The 22,741-nt window shown below is 42.7% G+C and carries 14 protein-coding genes, 1 tRNA gene, 1 pseudogene and 1 riboswitch; of the genes and pseudogenes, 12 read left to right on the forward strand and 4 right to left on the reverse strand.

Annotated elements, in window-relative coordinates:
- The coding region (locus IPO83_04855; GenBank protein ID MBK9730607.1) for an aminotransferase class I/II-fold pyridoxal phosphate-dependent enzyme at positions 1-659 on the reverse strand (659 nt) is incomplete at its 3' end.
- Positions 660-1,232: 573 nt separating this feature from the next.
- On the opposite strand from IPO83_04855, the gene IPO83_04860 reads away from it, so the two are divergent.
- Complete coding sequence (locus IPO83_04860; GenBank protein ID MBK9730608.1) at positions 1,233-2,003, forward strand: hypothetical protein; 771 nt, start codon at positions 1,233-1,235, stop codon at positions 2,001-2,003.
- 71 nt (positions 2,004-2,074) lie between these two features.
- Complete coding sequence (locus IPO83_04865; GenBank protein ID MBK9730609.1) at positions 2,075-3,337, forward strand: 3-deoxy-D-manno-octulosonic acid transferase; 1,263 nt, start codon at positions 2,075-2,077, stop codon at positions 3,335-3,337.
- Here the strand turns inward: IPO83_04865 and IPO83_04870 are convergent.
- Positions 3,306-4,094, reverse strand: coding sequence for a hypothetical protein (locus IPO83_04870; protein MBK9730610.1), 789 nt, complete (start codon positions 4,092-4,094; stop codon positions 3,306-3,308). The two genes, IPO83_04865 and IPO83_04870, sit on opposite strands and share 32 nt — an antisense overlap.
- A 72-nt stretch (positions 4,095-4,166) precedes the next feature.
- Between IPO83_04870 and IPO83_04875 the strand changes: the two genes are divergently transcribed.
- The 3 genes from IPO83_04875 to IPO83_04885 all read left to right on the forward strand — a co-directional run bounded on the left by IPO83_04875 (position 4,167) and on the right by IPO83_04885 (position 7,250).
- Positions 4,167-4,757: a thymidine kinase gene (locus IPO83_04875; GenBank protein MBK9730611.1), complete on the forward strand. Its 591-nt coding sequence runs from the start codon at positions 4,167-4,169 to the stop codon at positions 4,755-4,757.
- Positions 4,758-4,997: 240 nt separating this feature from the next.
- Complete coding sequence (locus IPO83_04880; GenBank protein ID MBK9730612.1) at positions 4,998-7,058, forward strand: oligopeptide transporter, OPT family; 2,061 nt, start codon at positions 4,998-5,000, stop codon at positions 7,056-7,058.
- A gap of 121 nt (positions 7,059-7,179) precedes the next feature.
- Positions 7,180-7,250: transfer RNA gene (locus tag IPO83_04885), tRNA-Cys, on the forward strand.
- A 57-nt stretch (positions 7,251-7,307) separates the two neighbouring features.
- On the opposite strand, the gene IPO83_04890 is transcribed toward IPO83_04885, so the two are convergent.
- Positions 7,308-8,045 carry an acetolactate decarboxylase gene (locus IPO83_04890; protein ID MBK9730613.1) on the reverse strand — a complete coding sequence of 246 codons (738 nt, stop codon included), beginning with the start codon at positions 8,043-8,045 and terminating at the stop codon, positions 7,308-7,310.
- An 85-nt stretch (positions 8,046-8,130) separates the two neighbouring features.
- On the reverse strand, positions 8,131-8,847 hold the full coding sequence (locus tag IPO83_04895) for a hypothetical protein (GenBank protein MBK9730614.1): 717 nt from the start codon (positions 8,845-8,847) through the stop codon (positions 8,131-8,133).
- Positions 8,848-9,174: 327 nt separating this feature from the next.
- On the opposite strand from IPO83_04895, the gene IPO83_04900 reads away from it, so the two are divergent.
- The 7 genes and pseudogenes from IPO83_04900 (at position 9,175) to metH (ending at position 22,592) form a co-directional block, all read left to right on the forward strand.
- Complete coding sequence (locus tag IPO83_04900; protein MBK9730615.1) at positions 9,175-10,143, forward strand: aldo/keto reductase; 969 nt, start codon at positions 9,175-9,177, stop codon at positions 10,141-10,143.
- Positions 10,144-10,217: 74 nt separating this feature from the next.
- Positions 10,218-12,812 carry a lamin tail domain-containing protein gene (locus tag IPO83_04905; protein MBK9730616.1) on the forward strand — a complete coding sequence of 865 codons (2,595 nt, stop codon included), beginning with the start codon at positions 10,218-10,220 and terminating at the stop codon, positions 12,810-12,812.
- A 191-nt stretch (positions 12,813-13,003) separates the two neighbouring features.
- Entirely contained in the window at positions 13,004-13,903 is a 900-nt protein-coding gene (locus IPO83_04910; GenBank protein MBK9730617.1) for a response regulator, read from the forward strand.
- Positions 13,904-14,063: 160 nt separating this feature from the next.
- The gene (locus IPO83_04915; GenBank protein MBK9730618.1) at positions 14,064-15,509 is read left to right on the forward strand and encodes a hypothetical protein; all 1,446 of its coding nucleotides are present in this window, start codon (positions 14,064-14,066) and stop codon (positions 15,507-15,509) included.
- A 5-nt stretch (positions 15,510-15,514) separates the two neighbouring features.
- Positions 15,515-16,081, forward strand: coding sequence for a phosphoribosylglycinamide formyltransferase (gene purN, locus IPO83_04920; protein MBK9730619.1), 567 nt, complete (start codon positions 15,515-15,517; stop codon positions 16,079-16,081).
- A gap of 692 nt (positions 16,082-16,773) precedes the next feature.
- A complete protein-coding gene (locus tag IPO83_04925; GenBank protein ID MBK9730620.1) occupies positions 16,774-18,396 on the forward strand; it encodes a trypsin-like peptidase domain-containing protein in 1,623 nt (540 codons plus the stop codon).
- Between the two features lie 202 nt (positions 18,397-18,598).
- A riboswitch (SAM riboswitch) is annotated at positions 18,599-18,703 on the forward strand.
- 117 nt (positions 18,704-18,820) lie between these two features.
- A pseudogene (metH, locus tag IPO83_04930) lies at positions 18,821-22,592 on the forward strand (methionine synthase).
- Positions 22,593-22,741 lie beyond the last annotated feature (149 nt).

Below are 22,741 nucleotides of genomic sequence, written 5' to 3' on the forward strand. Positions count from 1 at the left end.
TGATTCGCAATCATCCGAAGCTTAGCTGCCAATGCATCATCATTGGTAAACATTGCACCACCATCACCATAGCCACCTAAGTTTTTCGAAGGAAAAAAAGAAGTGCATCCGATTTCTCCCATCACACCCGTCTTCTTTTTGCTTCCGTCAGAAAAAATATAATGACCACCTATTCCTTGTGCATTGTCTTCAATCACCGGAATGGAATATTTTTTGGCCAAAGCAAGCAATGGTTCCATATCAACAGCCTGCCCGTACAAATGAACCGGCACAATCGCTTTTGTTTTGGGGGAAATTGCTTTCGCCACTTCATTGGCCTCCATCGTAAATGTCCGCGGATTCACATCCACAAAAACCGGTGTTAGTTTCAGCAGTGCCACCACTTCAACTGTTGCATAATAGGTGAAGGAAGGACAAATCACTTCATCTCCTGGTTGCAGGTCGAGCGCCATCATGGCAATCTGTAAAGCATCAGTACCGTTGGCACATGGAATAACATGTTTCACTCCGAGATAAGATTCGAGCTCCCTGGCAAAATCCTGCACTGGCTTTCCATTGATAAATGCAGCCGAAGTCACCACATCCTGAATGGCGCTGTCAATAGCAGGTTTTATCTGTTGATATTGCGCCTTCAAATCCACCATTTCTATCTTTCGCATGCTGCAGTTCTGAATTGAAGCCGCAAAGATATACAGCGGCGGTGAATAAGAAAGGGAAAGTTGACTTGCTGACTACCTGTAAAAAATCCCTTTGTCAATTCGGATTTTCCATTATAAGTGCGCGACAATTTCCTCTTCAAAGTTTCCTCGTAAGGGCGCTGAGCGCGCAAAGAAAATGCAGTTTCTGCTCTTGCGTGCTTAGCGTCTTTGCGAGTGGCTCTTCCTCGAAAATTTTCTTAGTGAGTTTAAGCATTCAAACAAAAAGAAACTATTGCGGCTTGTCTTAACATTTTGCGAATCATAAAGAGAGACTGAACAGTTATTTGAATAGTTTGTCGCAGACATTCCATTATTTCAGTTGCATAGCATTGTCGCTAAATGGAACCATCATGCCGAATTTATTTTCCAAAGGATTCTGCGGGCAGCATCTCTGGTAAATTGGGAGGTCCCGAAATAAATTCGGGATGACAGCTATGATTTTACTTTTTTTCCAACTATCAATGCAACAATTTGGGTTGCACCCATTATTGCTGGCTTTATTCAAAAAATTTAATTCGATTACTTTTGTCGTTAATGCGACTGATCAAAAAATATTGCTTCATAATTTCACTGGCACTTGCCTGCCCGTTATTATCGCACGCACAATTCAAAAGCAATATCAACGACACTACGGTCAATGCAAAATTGCTGACATTCAGTTATGCATTCCAGTTTCCGTTTGGTGATATGGCCGACCGTTTTGGTGTGAATAATAATCTTGCTGCCGGTTTTTATTTCAAGCTTTCTCATAATTATCTGCTCGGTGTGGAGGCCGGTTACCTTTTTGGCGGCAGTGTTCGCGAAGACACCATTTTAAATTATCTCTATACAGCATCCGGCGGACTGATTGGAATTGACGGGTATTATGAAACCGTTTTTCTTTTCGAAAGAGGCACCACTTTCTTAGGTAAGTTCGGGAAGATTTTTCCTGTAGGAAAATCCAATCCCAACTCTGGAATTACCCTGATGGCCGGTGTAGGATTTCTTCAACACAGGATTAAACTTTCTTCCCCCAATAATACACTTCCGAATGTTTTGGATGACTATGCCAAAGGTTATGACCGACTTACTAATGGACTAGCGCTTTCACAGTATGTTGGATATACGCACCTCGACAAACGCAAGCTGGTCAATTTCAACATAGGACTGGAGGCTACGGAAGGCTTTACCCAAAACCGCCGCGATTGGAATTTTGATCAGATGAAAAAGGATGAGCAAAAACGATTTGATGTTTTGCTGGGCATTAAACTGAGCTGGATTCTTCCCTTTTATGGCAGCGGCGAAGAACGGGTGTACACTTTTTAACTCCTTCAAATTACGAAGCAGGAAAGATTCTTCACCTTCGTGAAAATTCCATGCTCCATTAAATTGTTTCCATGAATTTTTTCTTCACCCTGCTTTATTCCCTGGGCATTCAGTTTTATCACTTGGGCATTCTGCTATCAGGTGGCTGGAACAATAAAGCTCGGCAATGGCTGAAAGGGAGGAAAAATCAGTTTCAGCGGATGGAAGCAGCACTGCAAAAAAATGAACAACGTGTTTGGTTTCATTGCGCTTCTGTAGGTGAATTTGAGCAAGGACGACCTTTGATGGAAGCTTATAAGAACAAATGGCCACACCATAAAATCGTACTCACTTTTTTTTCGCCTTCGGGTTATGAGCTGCGGAAAAATTATGCAGGAGCAGATTATATTTTCTACCTGCCGTTGGATACTTTTTCCAATGCACAAAAATTTGTTGCCATGGTTCATCCGCAACTCGCTGTTTTTGTGAAATATGAATTCTGGTACCATCATCTGAAAGCGTTAAAGCAGAAGGGAATTCCCGCCATATTAATTTCGGGAGTGTTCAGGAAACACCAGCTCTTTTTTAAATGGTATGGAAAACCCTGGAGAAATGTGCTTCATCTTTTTCAACATCTCTTTTTACAAGATCACGATTCTCTTCAACTGTTACTGTCGATTAATATTCAAAATGCCAGCATAACAGGCGACACGCGTTTTGATCGTGTATGGCAAATCGCAGAGCATCCGAAAGATCTTCCAATTATAAAATCATTTAGAGGAAGAAATAAGTTGTTTGTTGCAGGAAGCACCTGGCCTGAAGATGAAAAATTATTATTGGAACTCATTCAACTCAAAACTTATCCATGGAAATGGATGCTTGTTCCACATGAATTGAGTGAACAACATCTTGCCGCATTGAGCAATAAGTTTAAAGAGGAAGCCATCTTCTATTCATCAGCCACCAGGGAAAATATTGCCGGTAAACGCATTCTTATAGTGGATGAAATGGGTTTGCTGTCTTCCATCTACAGTTATTCAGACATGGCGTATATCGGTGGTGGATTTGGAAAAGGCATTCATAACATACTGGAAGCAGCAGTATATGGTGTGCCTGTTTTGTTCGGGCCGCACTTTCAAAAATTTAATGAAGCGCACGAACTACTCAAGTCCGGAACTGCTAAATCAATTACATGCGGCAAAGAATTAATTGACGCGTTTAAGAATTTTGCTGAGCAACCAGGTTCGCCCGGAATACTGAACCTTGAGTATGTTGCATCAAAAAAAGGAGCAACAGAACAAATCATGAAGTACCTGGAAAAAATCAATTCAGATACCGCCGCATCAACAACGTAAAAAATTCTGACACAAGCGGCTCTTCTTCCTTCCATTTGTATTCGTTCGCAATATGTTGCTGCACATAGTTCAATGCTTCCTGATAATTTACAAAGCTGTTGACTTTTGAAATAGCCGCATCATACTGTTGCTCACCGCCGTTGAATAAAGAACTGATAAAATTGACGCGTTTATTGAGCCCGATGTAGGACTTGAGATCTTTAATAGGTGTTAATTTGAGCGTGTCAGCGATTTCCTTTCCCTGACTTTTGTATTTATCATTTAAAGTACCTGCTGTTGCTTCCGTTTTTTCAGCATACAATTCTGAAATACTTTTTTTAGAAACGGACGCAGGATTTTTTTTCACTTCACGTTCCGGCACTTTTTCTTCTTTCGGTTGCGAATTTTCGGTTGGTTTTATTGCTATCTTATCAGGAATTAATTCAGGTTCAGTTTCTACATGATTCGCAACTACCGACATCTTATCGGTACTCAGGACAGGTTCCACAACAATTTCCTGAATTATTTCTATTTGTTTCGGTAAGTCTGTAATTGTGATTGGATCCGTCTTTTCAATTACAGATGGAATTTCGATTGCAGGTTGTGCATGCAAATGGGCCGAAGGCTGAACTGCAAGCACCATTTCGTACAGTTCCCGCATATAATTAGTGATCAGGTCTTTGTCAATGCCCGTAAAATGACCACCGTTTTTTCTGACGGCTTCCAATAAAAAACTGATTTTTGAATTCAGTTCACTGATTCTTTGGTAGTCACTCATCCTTACAATTTTTTTGATGTTCAAAAATACAAACCAAAACGGAAGCCCGGATTATTTTATTTTCACGGCTGCATGTTTATAGAACCTTACATACGCCAGCAGCGCGCCGGTTGGATTGAAGTGATCTGCGGCTGCATGTTCTCCGGAAAAACGGAAGAACTCATCCGCAGGTTGAAGCGTGCTAAAATCGCCAACCAGAAAGTGGAAATTTTTAAACCCGCAAATGATGTGCGTTACCACGAAACCAATATTGTTTCGCATGATACCAACTCTATTCATTCAACACCTGTAACTCATTCTGACCAGGTTTTACTGATGGCAGATAATATTGAAGTGATTGGAATTGATGAAGCACAATTCTTCGACATGGAATTACCGCGTGTGCTCGATACGCTTGCGGGCAAAGGCATTCGCGTGATTGTAGCCGGACTCGATATGGACTTTGCCGGAAAACCATTTGGCCCAATGCCGGAACTGTTGGCAAGGGCAGAATATGCAACAAAAGTGCATGCCATCTGCATGGTGTGCGGAAATCTCGCATCCTATTCATTTAGAAAATCAGCAGAAAAATCACAGGTGCTGCTTGGCGAAAAAGATCTTTATGAACCGCGGTGCAGGGCTTGCTTTTTGGAAGGAATGAAAAGAGTAGTGAGTAGCGAGTAGTGAGTTGTCAGTTGTGAATTGTCGGTTGTCAGTTGCGCGGCATTGGGCATTGGTGAATAACTTGCTGTTGATTACAATGGTGAAAAAGTTACTGTAATGAATGTTTGAAATGTCGATGATTAACCTTTCTTTTAGCATTCGATTTCAACTGTCAACTGTCAACTGTCAACTGTCAACTGTCAACTGTCAACTGTCAACTGTCAACTGTCATAACTCATAATTCCTAATTCCTAATTCCTAATGTCCGAACCCACAAAAGCATTCAAGCCCTACGTCGATCCAGAATCTTCGATGAAAGAATTTACACCGCGTGCCATTATTCTTGGTGGCATCTTCGGAATATTATTTGGGGCAGCAACTGTTTACCTGGCACTTAAAGCAGGTCTCACTGTTTCTGCTTCCATTCCAATTGCGGTATTGGCCATTTCCCTTGGGAAAAGATTTCTGGGAACCACCATTCTGGAAAATAACATCATTCAAACCACCGGTTCTGCCGGAGAATCCATTGCAGCAGGTGTTGTATTTACACTGCCCGCTTTCCTGTTTCTCAGCACAGATGATGCAACAGGCAACAGTATAGGCATCGAATATTTTTCTTACTGGACTATTCTAACGCTGGCAATTTTTGGTGGCATATTAGGTGTATTGATGATGATTCCGTTGCGCCGTTCACTGATTGTACAGGAACACGGTAATCTTCCTTATCCGGAAGGAACTGCCTGCGCTTCGGTACTTATTGCCGGGGAAAAAGGCGGCGACTTTGCCAAGCCTGCTTACATCGGTTTAGCAGTTTCTACCGGTTATGCAATACTGCAACACTTGTTGCATATCGTTGCTGAATCACCTACCTGGATTACTTCTCAAAAAAACAAATACTTCCCTTCGGCCCAAATTGCCGGCGACATTACACCAGAATACTTAGGGGTGGGATACATCATAGGTCCAAAAATTTCAGGCGTGCTCGTTGCCGGCGGCGTGCTGGCATGGATGTGCCTGATTCCACTTTTGGCTACTTTAATTTCACCTGATTTAATTGCCCTGCAGCAGGTAAAACTTGGAATGTTGAAAGATGTTTTACTTGCAGGTGGCCGTGGCGCATGGAATCCTGATACACATGAATGGGGAAACATGGCGGAAGCGATTTATCGTGCTTATGTTCGTCAGATTGGTGCAGGCGCCGTTGCTGCAGGTGGATTCATTACACTCTTGAAATCGATTCCAACCATTGCAAGCGCCTTCAAAGGTGGGATGGCTTCGATGCGCGAAAAAAGTGATGTTGTCCGTTCACGTACAGAAAATGATTTGAACTTTAAGGTGGTGATTTTCGGAAGCATTGCATTGGTTGCTTTGATGGCTTTTTTACCGCAAATTCCGGGTACGAATATTTTATACAAGTTGTTGCTTGGACTGCTGGTCATCATTTTCGGTTTTTTCTTTGTTACCGTTTCAAGTCGTATTGTGGGTTTAATCGGAAGCAGTAACAATCCCATTTCGGGAATGACCATCGCCACCATCATGGCCACAGCGCTCGTGTTTATCGCCATTGGATGGACAGGTCATGTGTATGAACCCATGGCATTAGTGGTTGGAGGCATGATTTGTATCGCCGCGGCAAATGCCGGTGCTACCTCACAGGATCTTAAAACAGGTTATCTTATTGGTGCCACACCACGATATCAGCAGATAGCTTTGTTTGTTGGCGTAATTGTTTCTTCACTCGTGATTGGATTTACGGTTGCCTTTCTTGATAAACCTACCGCAGATCAGATTGCACAAGGCATCACCCATCGCATCGGCACAGAGTTTAACGCACCACAGGCAACATTGATGGCCACACTCATCAAAGGTCTGCTGTCATTCAACCTTGATTGGCAATTTGTGCTGGTAGGTGTATTCATCGCAATAGTGGTTGAACTCTGCGGAGTGAAATCGCTCTCTTTTGCAGTCGGTCTTTACTTACCACTTTCTACAACACTTCCAATCTTTATTGGTGGAGCGATCAAAGGTTTGGTGGATTATCTTACCAAACGTCGTGGCGACAAGCAGGAAGATGCGGAATTGGGAAGAGGAAGCTTGCTGGCAACAGGATTGGTGGCCGGAGGTGCATTGATGGGTGTGATTGTAGCCTTCCTGCAGGCATCGGACAGTATCAGCAAATGGCTGAACAATATCAGCAGGGAACATGCATTGTCAGCGATGCTGGGTGAAAACGGTTATCAGTTGTTGGGTGTGTTTTTCTTTGCAGCAATGGGATACATTTTATACAATACTGCGATGAAGAAATCGGAAATTGAAGCTTAAATAAACTGCATCACTTTTCCTTCTGCATAACAACATTCATTACGATATCTCGAACTCCATGCTTTAGCATAGGGTGAAAATCGAAAATATCATTTAGATTTGCTCCCCTTAAAATAAATAAGGTCAGATGGCCGAGTGGCTAGGCAAAGCTCTGCAAAAGCTTCTACAGCGGTTCGAATCCGCTTCTGACCTCACTTTCTAACCCGTACTTTATTTATTTTTTATCGGGAAGTTTATTCGATTTTCATCTTATTCCTTTCCTGCTTCCTCAGGCAAATACAATTTCATATTTCCATCCAGCGCAATATCATCAGCGTGGCCTGAAACTTTTTTGTCATCACTCACAAAGTGTAAGTGCATTTTGGTGCTGTGTTCAGCAAGCACACGGTATTGTTTGGTGCAATAGAAACCAACGATTGTTGCATTCACATCGTTTGCTTCGCCTTTTAATCCGGAATTTTTTACTTTTTTGTTGGTGACTTCTTTATCATTGATGTCCCAATCAGTCACCCGCCAATTCACGCTCACCATTCTTCCTTTTAACAAAAACGGAAAAGCAACATCCAGGTTGATCTTATTTTCTTTTGCGGTTGTCATCACAAAATCTTCTAATTGCTTCCAGTTCTTTACTTCAGCAGGAATGGAAATTTCCTTCCAGTTCTCTGCATGCGCATAAACGAGCAAGGTCGCTGCCGTATTCCAACTGGAATCAATGGCCACTGAATCCCCTTGCACAAAAGAAGTGTAAGGCTTACCATCATTCACTACAATAAAACCTTTGAGATTGGTAACAGAGCCGATTGCATAACTGTGTGGCGCGCTTTGAATATCCTTCAATGCTATATGTGTTGTCATGTCGCCTTTTTTTATAAGATCTTCCATCTCGCCGATGGTGGTGGCATTGTAACTTTTAGCCGAATTGCAGGAATTCAACAATGCTGCTGTTGCAATCAGCAACACGGGCAACAATTTGAAATGATGGATCATGATTTTTTTAAAATGTCGCCGCAAAGATGTTGACCTGATTTAATTTTTTCATCCTGGCTTTTGCAAATTGTTTGTTAATGCACCTTTATTCAGGCGAAGATTCCGGCAGGTACAATTTCATTCTTCCATCAAGTTTGATATCCTCAATGCGTGCAGCTATAGAATGATCGTGATTCACAAAATGCATGTTCAGCACCGTCTCCTGGTGCACAAATATTTCTTTGGATTCTTTAGAATAGAAACCAATCACTTCAACAGGTTCATTCGTTAAGCTACCGGTAAGTCCAAGCGTATGCATCTTTTTATAGGTAATTTCCTTCATGTTCGCTCTCCATTTCACCACGTGCCAGTTAATTGCCGCTGCGGTTCCATTTAACCGGAAACAAAACGCTGCTGTTTTTGACACGTTATATTTCGCGGCCATATTGGATATAAACTGCTCAAGTTGTTTCAAAGTAACTATATCAGCCGGAATTTCAAATTGCTTCCATTTCGTAACATTAGAATAAAGGAGCAGGGTTGCTTCTGAATTACAGGAAGAATCAATCATCAATTGCCTTGCTGTATCAACCGAACTTGCATAGCACTTACCGTTAATCACAGTAATAAATCCTTCATTATTCGTGGTGTTGCCAATGGCATATAAATTTGGCTGGGCTGTAAGTTCTTTAAGTTTTGCATGTGTAGTAAGATCGCCATCGCGAATGAGCTTCTCCAATTCGCCCACGCGCGTGACATTTACAACTTCCCGATTGTCACAAGAAACAGCCAACAGTATCATTAATGCAACTGATACAATCATCAAGGTTTTATGAGTGGAACCAGACATTTCGTACAAAAATAGAAAAAGGATAACGTGAACCCTAATTATCAAGGTAAAATACAATGAATTTATAAGTTAGCTGAAAATGTATCAGATCATGGTACCCTTTAAAGTTTTATTAGAATGACAAACCTGTTCATTGAGGAGGGCGTTTTTACAGTTGGCCTTAATTAAATACTTTTACTGAGTGCTGCACAACTTGCCCGACTCAGATGTTTTAAAGTGCGGATGTAATTTCAAGAAGTGCATGAGAAAGCAAAACAAGTATGTTATCAGCAGCCTATAATCATTCTTAAAAAAAACAATATGGAATACCGTCGTTTGGGGAAATCAGGACTGCCACTCAGTGTATTGTCGCTGGGCTCCTGGCTCACTTTCGGAAAGCAAATAGAAGATGACGTAGCTGAAAACCTTATGAAGACGGCTTATGATCATGGCGTCAATTTCTTTGATAATGCGGAAATATATGCCCGTGGCAAGTCGGAAAAGGTGATGGGCAAAATACTGAAGAAAATGAAATGGGATCGCGATTCCTATTGCGTTTCCAGTAAAGTATTCTTTGGCGTTGGAAAACTTCCCACACAAAAAGGTCTTCATCGCAAACACGTAACCGAAGCCTGCGAACAAGCTATGAAAAGGCTGAATGTAAAATATCTTGATCTTTATTTCTGTCATCGCCCCGATCCGGAAACACCAATTGAAGAAACGGTATGGGCAATGCACCAGCTTATTCAGCAGGGGAAAATTTTATATTGGGGAACATCGGAATGGAGTGCCAATGAAATTACCGAGGCACACACCATTGCCGAAAAACACCACCTGATTGGTCCCACCATGGAACAACCTCAATACAACATGTTACATCGGGAGCGTTTTGAATCGGAATACTCCATTTTATTTGCACGTTATGGCATGGGAACTACCATCTGGTCGCCGCTTGCTTCAGGATTCTTAACAGGAAAATATTTATCGGATAAACCGGGCGAAACGAGATTGAGCATGGCCGGAATGGAATGGCTGAAAGAACAAAAGCTGAATGATGTGGTTGCATTAGAAAAAGTAAGAAGCTTGAAAGCAATTGCTGATGAACTGAATATTTCACTGGCTAAATTTTCTCTCGCCTGGTGTTTGAAAAATCCCAATGTGAGCACAGTAATTTTAGGTGCTTCACGGGTGCAGCAGCTCAAAGAAAATTTGGAAGCCATAGAAGCGATACCGCTGCTCACAGATGAGGTGATGCAACGCATTGAGCTAGTGTTGCAGAATAAACCTTAGCATTTATCAGTCACCTTTTATATTTTCAAAACATTCTTACTTTGGTAAGATAAATCAGGATATCAATAAGCAGTATGAAGCAATTCTTCACTTTCTTACTTTCCATATTTTTTGCTGCAACCACTTTTGCACAAGTGCAGGATGATTTTTCTGACGGCAATTTTTCAACAAATCCTGCATGGACCGGTGATGATGCGAAGTTTGAAGTAAATGTTGCGCAGCAATTACACCTGAATGCACCGGCCGTTGCAGACACTGCTAATCTTTCCACGCCGAATATCATCATTGACAACTTAGAATGGGTTTTCTATTTCAAGATGGATTTTTCTCCATCTAACAGTAATTATCTGAAAGCATATTTGGTAGCTGACCAGTCAAATCTTAAGCTGCCGCAGAATGGTTATTTTTTAAAAATGGGTGAAGATGGCAGTAATGATGCAATCGATCTTTATCTTCAGCAAGGCACTACTGAAACATTGATTCTTTCAGGTATTGACGGACATGTTGCTGCAACTGTTAACAGTATTGGCATTAAGGTTACCCGCGACAACGCAGGCAACTGGCAGGTATATTCAGATATTTCAGGCGGAACGAATTATTCGCTGGAAGGCACTGTAACTGATAATACAATTACCACAACAGGATACTTTGGTTTTTTTTGCAAATACACCAGCACACGTTCGGATGCTTTCTACTTTGACAATATTCATGTTGGTGAACCTGTGGTGGATATCGATCCGCCACAGATAGTAGCCGCTACAGCCATCTCTCCCAATCAACTCGATCTTCTTTTTAATGAACCCGTTGAACAACTATCAGCAGAAGAAGAATTCAATTATTCGGTGAACAACAGTGTAGGAAATCCTTCCATTGTGCAAAGAGATATCACGAATCCGCAACTGGTACATCTTACCTTTACCAACTCATTTCCAAATGGAATCACCAGTACTGTTACCGTGAATAATATAAAAGACCTGCTGGGAAATATGCTCGTAACCGCTACAGCGGACTTTGCATTTTACACAGCACAGGCAAATGATGTTGTGATCAATGAAATAATGTCGGATCCTGATCCCGCCGTTGGATTGCCTGCAGCGGAATTCACGGAACTGTTCAACCAATCAGCTGTGCCCATTGATCTTACAGGATGGACCTTTAGTGATGCCACTTCTACGCAAACACTTTCAGCGTTTATTTTGCAACCCGATTCATTTGTTATTTTATGTGATGATGGAAATGCAAGCCTTTTTACTTCTTTTGGAAATGTGATTGGATTGCCTTCTTTTCCATCTTTGAATAATGATGGCGATGAACTGACCATTAAAAATTCTTTTGGCAGTGTGATCAATACCGTGGCTTATAGCAGTTCGTGGTATGGAGATGTAATAAAAGCGGAAGGAGGTTGGTCGCTGGAATTGATTGATCCCAATAGTCCATGCCAGGGAACGAATAACTGGATTGCCTCCAACAATGCTTCCGGCGGAACTCCGGGTAAAAAAAATTCTGTTTTCGGTTCAAACCCTGATATCGAAGCGCCGCATTTGATCAGTGCTGCCTTGATCGATGCATCAGGCGTACAATTGATTTTTAATGAATCGCTCGACAGTGCAGTTGCTGCTCAATTATCCAATTATCAAATTGATCCGTCAAGACAAGTGCTTGCCGTTACCGTTGTTCCTCCTGATTTTACAACGGTAGCATTGCTGTTGAATCCGGCTATAGATTCCAATGTTGTTTACACTGTTACGGTGAATTCACTTTCTGATTGTTCCGGCAATGTGATTGATACCAATAACACAGCACAGTTTGCAATTCCGGGTGAAATAGCTGCAGGTGAAATATTAATTAATGAATTGCTTTTCAATCCAATGAGTGGCGGTTATGATTATCTCGAAATATATAATAATGCTGAGAAGATAATCGACCTTAAAGATTTATCTGTTGCCACCACTGACAACAATGATTCGCTCATCAGCATAAAAAATATTGTAACCGAAAGTGCGCTTCTTTTTCCAGGTCAGTATATGGTGCTGACTGAAAATCCTGTTTCAATAAAACAATCTTATCTCGCCGAAAATCCTGATTGGTTTATTGACATGGATCTTCCCACTTTCAATGATGATGAAGGCGTAGTTGTTCTGGTTAATCAGTCCGGAAGCAGGATTGATCAGTTTCATTATTATGCATCGTGGCAGTTTGCATTGATTGATGATGTGGAGGGTGTAGCACTTGAACGCATCTATTTTAATTCTCCCACACAGGATTCGCTCAACTGGCATTCCGCCGCTTCCACCATTGGGTTTGGCACGCCGTCCTATAAAAACTCACAATACATACAACCAGGCACAAGCGATGAAATCACGATTTCGCCCGAAGCCTTTTCTCCCGACCAGGATGGGTTTAATGATGTCTTATCCATTAGTTATCAATTTGACCAGTCGGGTTATACCGCGAACATCCGGATTTTTGATGAGAAGGGACGGCTGGTTACTGATCTCGTTCATAATGCATTGTTATCACAAAGTGGTTTGTTTACCTGGGATGGCATTACAGATAAAAATGAAAAAGCCGCTATCGGTATTTACATGGTATATGTAGAGCTGTTCAACCTTGATGGCACCGTAAAAAAATATAAAAAAGCATGCGTTGTAGCCGCCAAAAAAAGCTGAAAAAATTCCGAAGCAACTTTTAGCGGGTACCACGAATCCGAAAACGCAGTAACAATTATCTTTCATTGATAACATCCTTTAAACTCACTTCGAAATTCGAAAGCTTCATTTATTTCATTTTTTTTCAGTATATAAAAACTTTTTATTATTTACTACGTACATAAATTTTTTAGATATCATAACACCTCCTTTTGGCTCATACACTCTTACTCGTTGACGACGACGTCACTTTCTCCAATGTTGTAAAATCATCACTTGAGAAAGAAGGCTATACTGTGCACTCGGCGCATCATGCCACAGAGGCCATGACCTATCTGACTAAACATGCCCGTGAAATTGAAGTGATGCTGCTGGATTGGAGCATGCCCGGGATTTCAGGTATAGAATTACTGCGCAGCATGAAGCAAAACAAAAGCTATGAGGATATCCAGGTGATCATGCAAACAGTGATGGGCAATTCTGAAGACATTCAGCAGGGTATTGAGGCAGGCGCTTTTTTTTACCTCGTGAAGCCTGTCAGAAAGAACTTGCTGATGTCAACCATAAAGGCAGCCATTGTTGATTATCAGAGGAAAAAGGAACTGCTCAGAAAACTGGCAGAGAGTGAGCGCATGTTCCGTAATCTTCAGGAAGGTACTTTTCGGTTTCAAACAGTGGAGGAAGGCGACAACCTTGCAGTGCACATAGCCAATGAATGTCCGAATCCGCAGGAAGCCATCTACATTTCTGAACTATTGTCGAATGCAGTTGAACACGGTAATGCCGGACTTACTTATGAAGAGAAAACCGAATTGATAGCGTTCAATCAACTGGCATCTGAAGTTGCGCGCCGGTTGGCCCTTCCCGAAAACATGCACAAGTTCGTTACAGTCAAACTAACGAGAACCACCGAATATTTTTCGATCCTGGTTGAAGACATGGGTAAAGGTTTCAACTTTAAAAAATACCTTCAGTTTGAAGATGTCCGCATTTTCGATAACCATGGCAGAGGCATTGCAATTCTCAACGCGTTGTATCCTGTTCAATTCCTCGAAGCCGGGAATAAAGTGCTTGTTCAAATTCCGTTGGGCGGACCTGCGATGTCCCAATAGCACTCAATCTACCGCTACTATTTTCCTTCCTGATAAGGTACTCTTCCTGGTAACTTGAAGATGATTCTTACAATACTTCCTTCATTCGAATCAAAAGGATATTTTTGAGCGCTTACTCGTCATGCGCCTGATTCAACTTTCATATATAGTTTTATTTTTCTTGAATGTTTTGCTTTTTTCAGCATGCAAAAATTCATTAGAGGGAGATTTAACGCCTAATATTCCACCCGAAACATTTACCATAGTAGACACCATTATCCGCCTTGGTGACGACCGGTTTAATTCACAGGTTGAAATCAGTTGGTGGGCAAATGATCCTGATGGGTTGGTGGCAGGATATGAATATACCTTCGACAGCATTATTGATGAATCAAGTAGTTGGCATTTTACTACAAAGCAGGACAGCATTTTTCTGCTCGCCACGCCACCGGGAAAAGACACGATTGATTTTAATTTTAAAGTGCGCGCCATTGACAACCTGGGCGCGAAAGATCCAACTCCCGCAACACTTGTTTATCCCGTAAAAAATTCTGCACCGGCCGTTGCATTTATTGATGCAGAAAATAGTCCTGTCATCACCTTTCCGGTCATCCGCTTTTACTGGGAAGGAAGTGATCCGGATGGTTATGAAAATCTGAATCATTTTGAATGTTGCTGGAATGATACTACACAACTGCCTTATGTGATTGACATCAGCGCAACGGGTGCCGTTTTTGAAGCAGATGACTTGCTCAATAATTTTCCACAATGCAAAGTTTTTCTGAATAACAATTCAGATGCTCAACCTGAATTGATGAATGGACTGGCTTTAAATGATACAAATGTTTTGTACATCCGTGCGGTAGACAATGCATTGGCACTTTCACCTTTCGTGGCGTCCTATAAAATTTATGTGAAGAAACCGGTGAGTTCCATCTTGCTGGTAGATGGATATACATCCGGAGGTTCGGCAGTGGAAAGTTTTTATACGCAACATCTTATTTCAGCCGGATTTCCGTCGGTAGATACGATGCAGATCTTCCAGCAATTGAATAATGCCTACACCCAACTTTCTCCTGACAACCTATCGCAATCAAAGTTGTTCGCGCTGTTCAAAACCATTATCTGGTTTAGTAATGATGCTGTAAATTCATTGTCACTCGGTCAGCGAACGCTAAATGATTTTTTTAATAACAATGGAAAACTGCTGATGTCAGTGTATGTTTCTTCTTTGTTTGACGAACAATCTGATTTTCTTGATTTCACACCCATTCAATCATTCATTGTACCGGTTGATACCACATTACTGTTAACAGATACTTCTAAAATCTTATCTACAGCGGTTGGCTATCCTGATTTGAAAAGTGCTTATTTTCTGGGTGTCGTGCGGCCGTTTAGTCTTGCTGTTGGTGCAACCTCATTGTACGATGCTTCACTGATTGCAAAGGACAACAGCACGCTGGAACTTTCAGGCTGGACAGGCATTTCAACGGTAATGGCGAAAAAATCAAACGGATCCGGTGCCACCAACTTCATTATCTCCACACTGGAGCTACAAAAAATTGATGGCCTGGGCAACATGAATGATTTCTTTCATCAGGTGCTCATCAATGAATTCGGATTGTAACAGTTATGAAACGCATCACCATTTTTGCTTCAGGAACCGGTACTAATGCAAAAGCCATTCTGCAGCATTTTCGTCACAATCCAGGCGTGAAGGTTGAAGGGATCATCTGCAACAAACCAAACGCAAAAGTGATTGATGTTGCGCAGGAATTCCAGGTTCCTTATTACCTGATTTCGAAAACAGATCTTTATGAATCTGATCACGTACTGAATCTGCTGATTAGCTCAGCCAGCGATCTTGTAGTGCTTGCAGGTTTTTTATGGTTGATTCCTGAAAACATTTTGCAAGAATTTCCAAAACGCATCATCAACATTCATCCGGCCCTGCTTCCTGCTCATGGCGGGCCTGGAATGTATGGCAGTAAAGTTCATGAAGCTGTATTACAGGCCAATGAAAAAGAAACCGGCATCACTATTCATTACCTGAATGAAAAGTATGATGAAGGCGAAATTATACTTCAGCAACATGTTGCTGTTGACGCTGATGACACCGCAGAAACCATTGCAACAAAGGTGCATGCGCTGGAACATGAATGGTATCCGAAGGTGATTGAGAAGGTGCTGCTTGGATAAATTGCTAAATTGTTAGCTGTTAAAATGGTGGGGCCAGGGCGGGGAAGGGGCCCCCGCCCCAAAGGGGGGGGGGGGGGGTTTTTTCCCCGGGGAACGGGGCGCGGCCCCCCAGAGGCCCCCCCCCGCCGCAAAATTTATTTTCTCCCCCCCCCCCCCCCCTTTTTTTTTTTGGGGGGGGGGCCCCCCCCCCCGGGGGGGTGGGGGGGGGGGGGGGGGCCCCTGCCTTTTTTTTTTCCCCCCCGGGGGGGGGGGGGGGGGGCGGGGGGGGGGAGGGCCCCCCCGGGGGGGGGGGGGGGGGGGGGGGGGGGGGGAAACGGCCCCCAACCCCCCCCCCCCCCCCCCCCCCCCCCCCGGGGGGGGCCCCCCCCACCCCAAGAAGGGGGGGCCCCCCCCCGGCCCCGCCCCCCGGCCCCCCCCCCCCCCCCCCCGGGGGGGGGGGGGGGCCGGGGGGGGGGGGGCCCCCCCCCCCCCCGTGTGAAAAAAGGGCGGGCCGCGCGGCGCCGCGGCCCGGGCCCCGCCGCCCCCCCCGCCGGGGGGGGGGGGGGTTTTTTTTTTTTTAAACAAAAAAAGAAAAAAGGGAGGGGGGGCAAAAAAAAAAACAGTTTCCTATGTAAAATAAACCGGTAAAGTAACCTTGTAGTACAAATCGTTATTCAATTAACGATAGCATATCTTTATCCGTAAATAATTTCTTGAGATACTTCCTATTCTTACTCACATTACTGTTTTTTCATTCCATTTCATTCGCACAATGGAGCGAAGGGGGAATGCCGGAGAGTTTTTCTCAATTATCTGCTGCCGTTACATTTACTAATCTGCCTCCGTTCGACTTTACCACAATGCACGCAGCCGACAGCGTAAACGATCAAAGCAAAGGTGCTTACCGGTTTGGTTACAATCACATGGTTGACATTGACATTTTGAAAAGTTCAACACCTCTTACTTCAAATAATGGAACCCGCATTTGGAGAACCGGTATTACTTCATCCGGTGCGTCGACCATCAATCTTACATTTGATGAGTATGAATTGCCTGAAGGTGCAAAGCTTTTTATCTACACTCCTGATAAGAAATTTTTACTCGGTGCATTCACATCGAAGAACAACAATGCCAGCCACCAGTTTGCTACAGATCTGATACCTGATGATTCCATCATTCTTGAATACGATGCACCCGCAACAACAATTAATGAAGGACACCTGCACTTATACCGTGTCACACATGGCTATCGTGGAATAAATGATTTTGTTTCCACACGCTCATTTGGCGACGCAGGAAGTTGCCAGATAAATGTGAATTGTCCACTCGGCGATTTATGGCAACATGAAAAACGTGGCATTATTTGTCTTGTAGTAGGTGGCAATGAATTTTGCTCCGCAGTACTGGTGAATGATGTGCCCCAGGATGGAACTCCTTACGTACTAACAGCTAATCATTGCAACGATGGAGATGAAGCATCATGGGTTTTTCGATTCAACTGGGAAACGCCTGCTTGTGAAGAACCCGCAACAAACCCGTTCAGCCAATCGCTGAGCGGAGGTGAGCTCAAGGCAAGAAGTGATACTTCCGATTTTTGCCTGGTGCAAATTACCGGTGGCTTATCCGGTGGCACCATTCCCGCATCTTATGCACCATTTTTCAACGGATGGTCCAATGCGGATGTACCTGCTGATTCCATCATTGCCATTCATCATCCTGGCGGAGATGTTAAAAAAATTTCAGGGGCATCGAATCCTGTCACTTCACAATATTATAACGGAGTGCAATGTTGGAAAATTGGTGAGTGGACAGAAGGATGCACGGAAGGAGGTTCGTCCGGTTCACCAATTTTCGATCAGCATCATCACATTGTCGGACAACTTTACGACGGACCTTCTGCATGCAATCAGCCTTCTAACCTGATGACTGATTATTATGGAAAGTTTTCTGTTTCATGGCTGGGTAATGGTACAGATGAAACACAGTTAAAACGCTGGCTGGATCCAGACAATACAGGTACAACAATGATTGACGGATATGATGGTGCATTAAATTCAGCCGTTTCTTCTATTCATACTTTACCGGGTATAATTGTATTCCCAAATCCAAACGATGGTAATTTTGAAGTGACCACCAATTCGGAAACAGCCGCTATTCAATTACTCGATATACAGGGAAGAAATATCGCAGGCATGTCTGCCGGAAGTTTTTTACAGGGAAAGTCTGCCTTTCAATTCCGCAATGTTACAGATGGGATGTATATTATCAGGCTGGTTGAAAAAACATCAGTGGTAACTCAAAAAGTTGTGGTTGATACAGATTTACATATTCAATAGTACTCTTTCAAATTATCTGACTACTTCGGTTTTTTATGATCGGGCGTCGCTTTATTTTAAACTTCAAGCTTTTAAAATGAAATGAGTATTTAACATCAACTGATTTTCACAAATTTTTGAATGTTTAATTGAATGAGAAAAGATTCCATTAGCCGCCTTATAGCAACTTAATATTTTTATGAACGAAGTAGTATATTTGCCCCACTTATCAAGAAAGACGGAGGGAATAGGCCCTGCGATGTCTTGGCAACCCATCCCGGTGGGTGCTAATTCCTAATCCCGGTTTCAGTCGGGATGAAGATAAGATCAGCGGTTCAACCGAAGATTTTTCCTGGTAAGCAGTGTTGAATGAACAATAAATGAAAGTTGCAAAACTGCGCTTTCGTCTTGTTCAATTTCATTCATCGTTAAAAAAATTATTACCATGGATATCCAATCAATTCTCGATCAAAGAATCATGATCCTTGATGGTGCAATGGGCACTATGATTCAACGCTATCAACTGAAAGAAGCTGATTACCGCGGTGAACGGTTTAAAGACTATCCTTCCGACCTGAAAGGCAACAACGATTTGCTGAGCATTACACAGCCTACCATCATTCGCGACATTCATGAAGCCTATCTTGAAGCCGGCGCCGACATCGTTGAAACCAATACTTTCAATGCGCAAAAAATTTCACTGGCAGATTATAAAATGGAATCACTGGCCTATGAGATAAATCTTGAATCAGCCAGAATTGCCAAAGCGGCTGCAGAAAAATTTACACTGCTTACTCCGGACAAACCACGCTTTGTTGCCGGAGCACTCGGACCTACCAACAGAACGGCTTCGCTTTCTCCTGATGTAAATGATCCCGGCTTTCGTGCGGTCACATTTGATCAATTGGTGGAAGCTTATACAGAACAATTGAGTGGATTGATAGACGGTGGCGTTGATTTAATTCTCGTGGAAACAATCTTCGATACACTGAATGCAAAAGCTGCCTTGTTTGCCATTCATGAATACTTCGATAAGATCAAACGTGAATTGCCCATCATGATTTCCGGAACGATTACCGATCAAAGCGGCAGAACCTTATCAGGACAAACACCCGAAGCTTTCTGGAATTCGGTTTCACATGCTGAACCTTTATCGGTTGGTCTCAACTGCGCGCTTGGCGCGGAACTGATGCGTCCTTACATCGAAGAATTATCCAACGTGAGTGCATGTTTTCTCAGTTGTTATCCGAACGCCGGATTACCCAACCAGTTCGGTGAGTACGATGAAACTCCGAAGCACATGGCTGAAGTATTGCATGAATTTGCATCAAGCGGATTCCTGAATATTGTTGGTGGTTGTTGCGGTACCACACCTGAGCACATCAAAGCAATTGCAGAAGCAGTTAAAGAAATGGAACCAAGACACGTTCCGCAACTTGCCTATTAGTATTTATAAAAATGAAATTGCACGACTTATAAAATTGCAGATGATCAACCCTTATCTCCGGCTCAGCGGGCTCGAACCACTTACACTTACTCCTGAAACCAACTTCGTCAACATTGGCGAGCGAACCAACATTACCGGTTCTAAAGAATTTTCGCGATTGATACTTGCAGGAAATTACGAAGCCGCTGTAGCTGTTGCCCGTCAACAGGTAGAAAACGGCGCGCAGATTATTGATGTGAACATGGATGAAGGTATGCTGGACGGCAAAGCTGCCATGGTAAAATTCCTGAACCTGATTGCTGCCGAACCCGACATTTCTAAAGTTCCCGTGATGATTGATTCATCAAAATGGGAAATCATTGAAGCGGGACTAAAATGTTTGCAAGGAAAGGGTATTGTAAATTCCATCTCGTTAAAAGAAGGAGAAGCCAAATTTTTAGAGCAGGCGAAAAAACTAAAACGTTACGGTGCAGCAGTTGTATTGATGTGTTTCGATGAAAAAGGCCAGGCCGATTCTTTTGAACGGAAAATTGAAATCGCGAAACGATCGTATGACCTGCTTACAAAAAATATTCATTTCCCGCCGCAGGACATCATCATTGATCCCAATATTCTTGCCATTGCAACAGGAATTGAAGAACATAATAATTATGCAAACGATTATATCCGCGCCACAAAATGGATCAAAGAAAACCTTCCACATGCAAATGTAAGTGGCGGCGTGAGCAACCTTTCTTTCTCCTTTCGTGGTAACAATACTGTTCGTGAAGCCATGCACACGGCCTTTCTCTATCACGCCATCAAAGCAGGCATGGACATGGGCATTGTGAATGCAGGCATGATCAGCGTTTATGATGACATTCCGAAGGATCTGCTGGAGTTGGTGGAAGATGTCATCTTTAATCGCCGTGCCGATGCAACTGAACGTTTAGTCAACTTTGCGGAAACCATTAAAGCAAAAGGTAAGAAAGTTGTTGAAGAAGATGCATGGCGAAAGCTTCCGGTAGAAGAAAGACTGAAACATGCACTTGTGAAAGGCATTACGGAATTTATTGAAGCCGACACAGAAGAAGCACGCTTGAATTATGATCAACCCATTGAAGTAATCGAAGGACCGCTGATGGCAGGAATGAACGTAGTAGGAGATCTCTTCGGTTCCGGAAAAATGTTTTTACCTCAGGTAGTGAAGAGCGCGCGGGTGATGAAAAAATCGGTCGCTATTCTAACGCCATATATTGAAGCATCAAAAGCAAAAGGCAGTTCAAAAAATGCGGGTAAAGTTTTACTCGCAACAGTAAAAGGCGATGTACACGACATCGGTAAAAACATTGTTGGTGTAGTACTGGCCTGCAACAATTACCAGATTATTGATTTAGGTGTAATGGTGGCAGCAGATAAAATTCTGGAGACTGCAAAAAAGGAAAACGTCGACATCATCGGATTGAGCGGATTGATCACGCCTTCATTGGATGAGATGGTACATTTGTCGCGTGAGATGGAACGGCTTGGATTTACAACACCCTTGCTTATTGGTGGTGCCACCACTTCCCGCATTCATGCGGCTGTAAAAATTGCACCGCAATATTCGGGAGATACGATTCATGTGTTAGATGCTTCGAGAAGTGTTACAGTAGCAGGAAGTTTAATGGGCAAAGATTCGAAGCCTCTATTTTCACAAAAAATAAAAAAGGAATACCAGGAATTGCGGGATCAGTACGCAGGCCGCAAGCAGGACAAAAAATTTGTACCGGTTGCATTTGCGCGCAGGAACAAAATAAAAATTGACTGGGAAAATTATTCGCCTCCGCAACCATCCTTCACGGGAATAAAAGTATTTGATGAATTTCCTTTGGAAGAAATACGAAAGCTCATCGACTGGACGCCTTTCTTTCAAACGTGGGAGCTTTTCGGAAAATATCCTGAAATTTTAACTGATCAAAAAGTTGGTGTTGAAGCGAAGAAATTATTTGATGACGCAAATACATTACTCGATGAAGTAGTCAGCAATAAATTACTAACAGCCAAAGGAGTTATCGGTTTTTATCCGGCTGCTGTCGTTAACGATGATGATATTGAAATCACATTGGTGCCACCTAAAACAAATACATCCGGATCAGCCGAAAACAGCAATGAAAAAATGACTTTTCATTTCCTGCGTCAGCAAAATGAAAAGGCGCTGTCACAAAGCTACTTCTCCCTCGCTGATTTTATTCAACCAAAAAACTTACCCGCCACTGCTGTTACATCCAATAACGATCATCTTGGCTTCTTCGCAGTGACTGCCGGAATTGGAATTGAAGCGTTAATTGAACGGTTTGAAAAAGACCATGACGATTATAATGCCATCATGATTAAAGCGCTTGCTGATCGCCTGGCTGAAGCATTCGCTGAAAAACTGCATGAACAGGTGCGCAAAGAATACTGGGGCTATGCAAAAGAGGAAAATTTATCAGCACCTCAATTGATCCAAGAAGATTACAACGGCATTCGTCCCGCGCCTGGATATCCTGCCTGCCCTGATCATACTGAAAAGAAAAAATTATTTGAGTTGTTGCAGGTTGAAAAAAATGCAGGAATCAAACTGACTGAAAGCTTTGCGATGTATCCGGCTTCATCCGTCAGTGGTTTTTATTTCTCTCATCCGCAATCAAAATATTTCGGCATCGGAAAAATCGCACGTGACCAGGTGGAAGATTATGCAAACCGAAAAGGAATGACAATTGAAGAAGCAGAGAAGTGGCTGGCACCCAACCTTTCTTACAGTCTTTAATTTCTTTTTAAGCCTGAAAATAACCTGCACCAAATTTACAACAATCAAGGGGCTCCGGATTGCTTTCTCATTGACTCTTCCATCTTCAATTTTCACCATTCACCATTCACTTCCTATGACGTGTCACTCAATTTATTTTAGCCTAAATT

Source organism: Chitinophagaceae bacterium (assembly GCA_016717285.1).
Taxonomy (GTDB): Bacteria; Bacteroidota; Bacteroidia; order Chitinophagales; family UBA10324; genus JACCZZ01.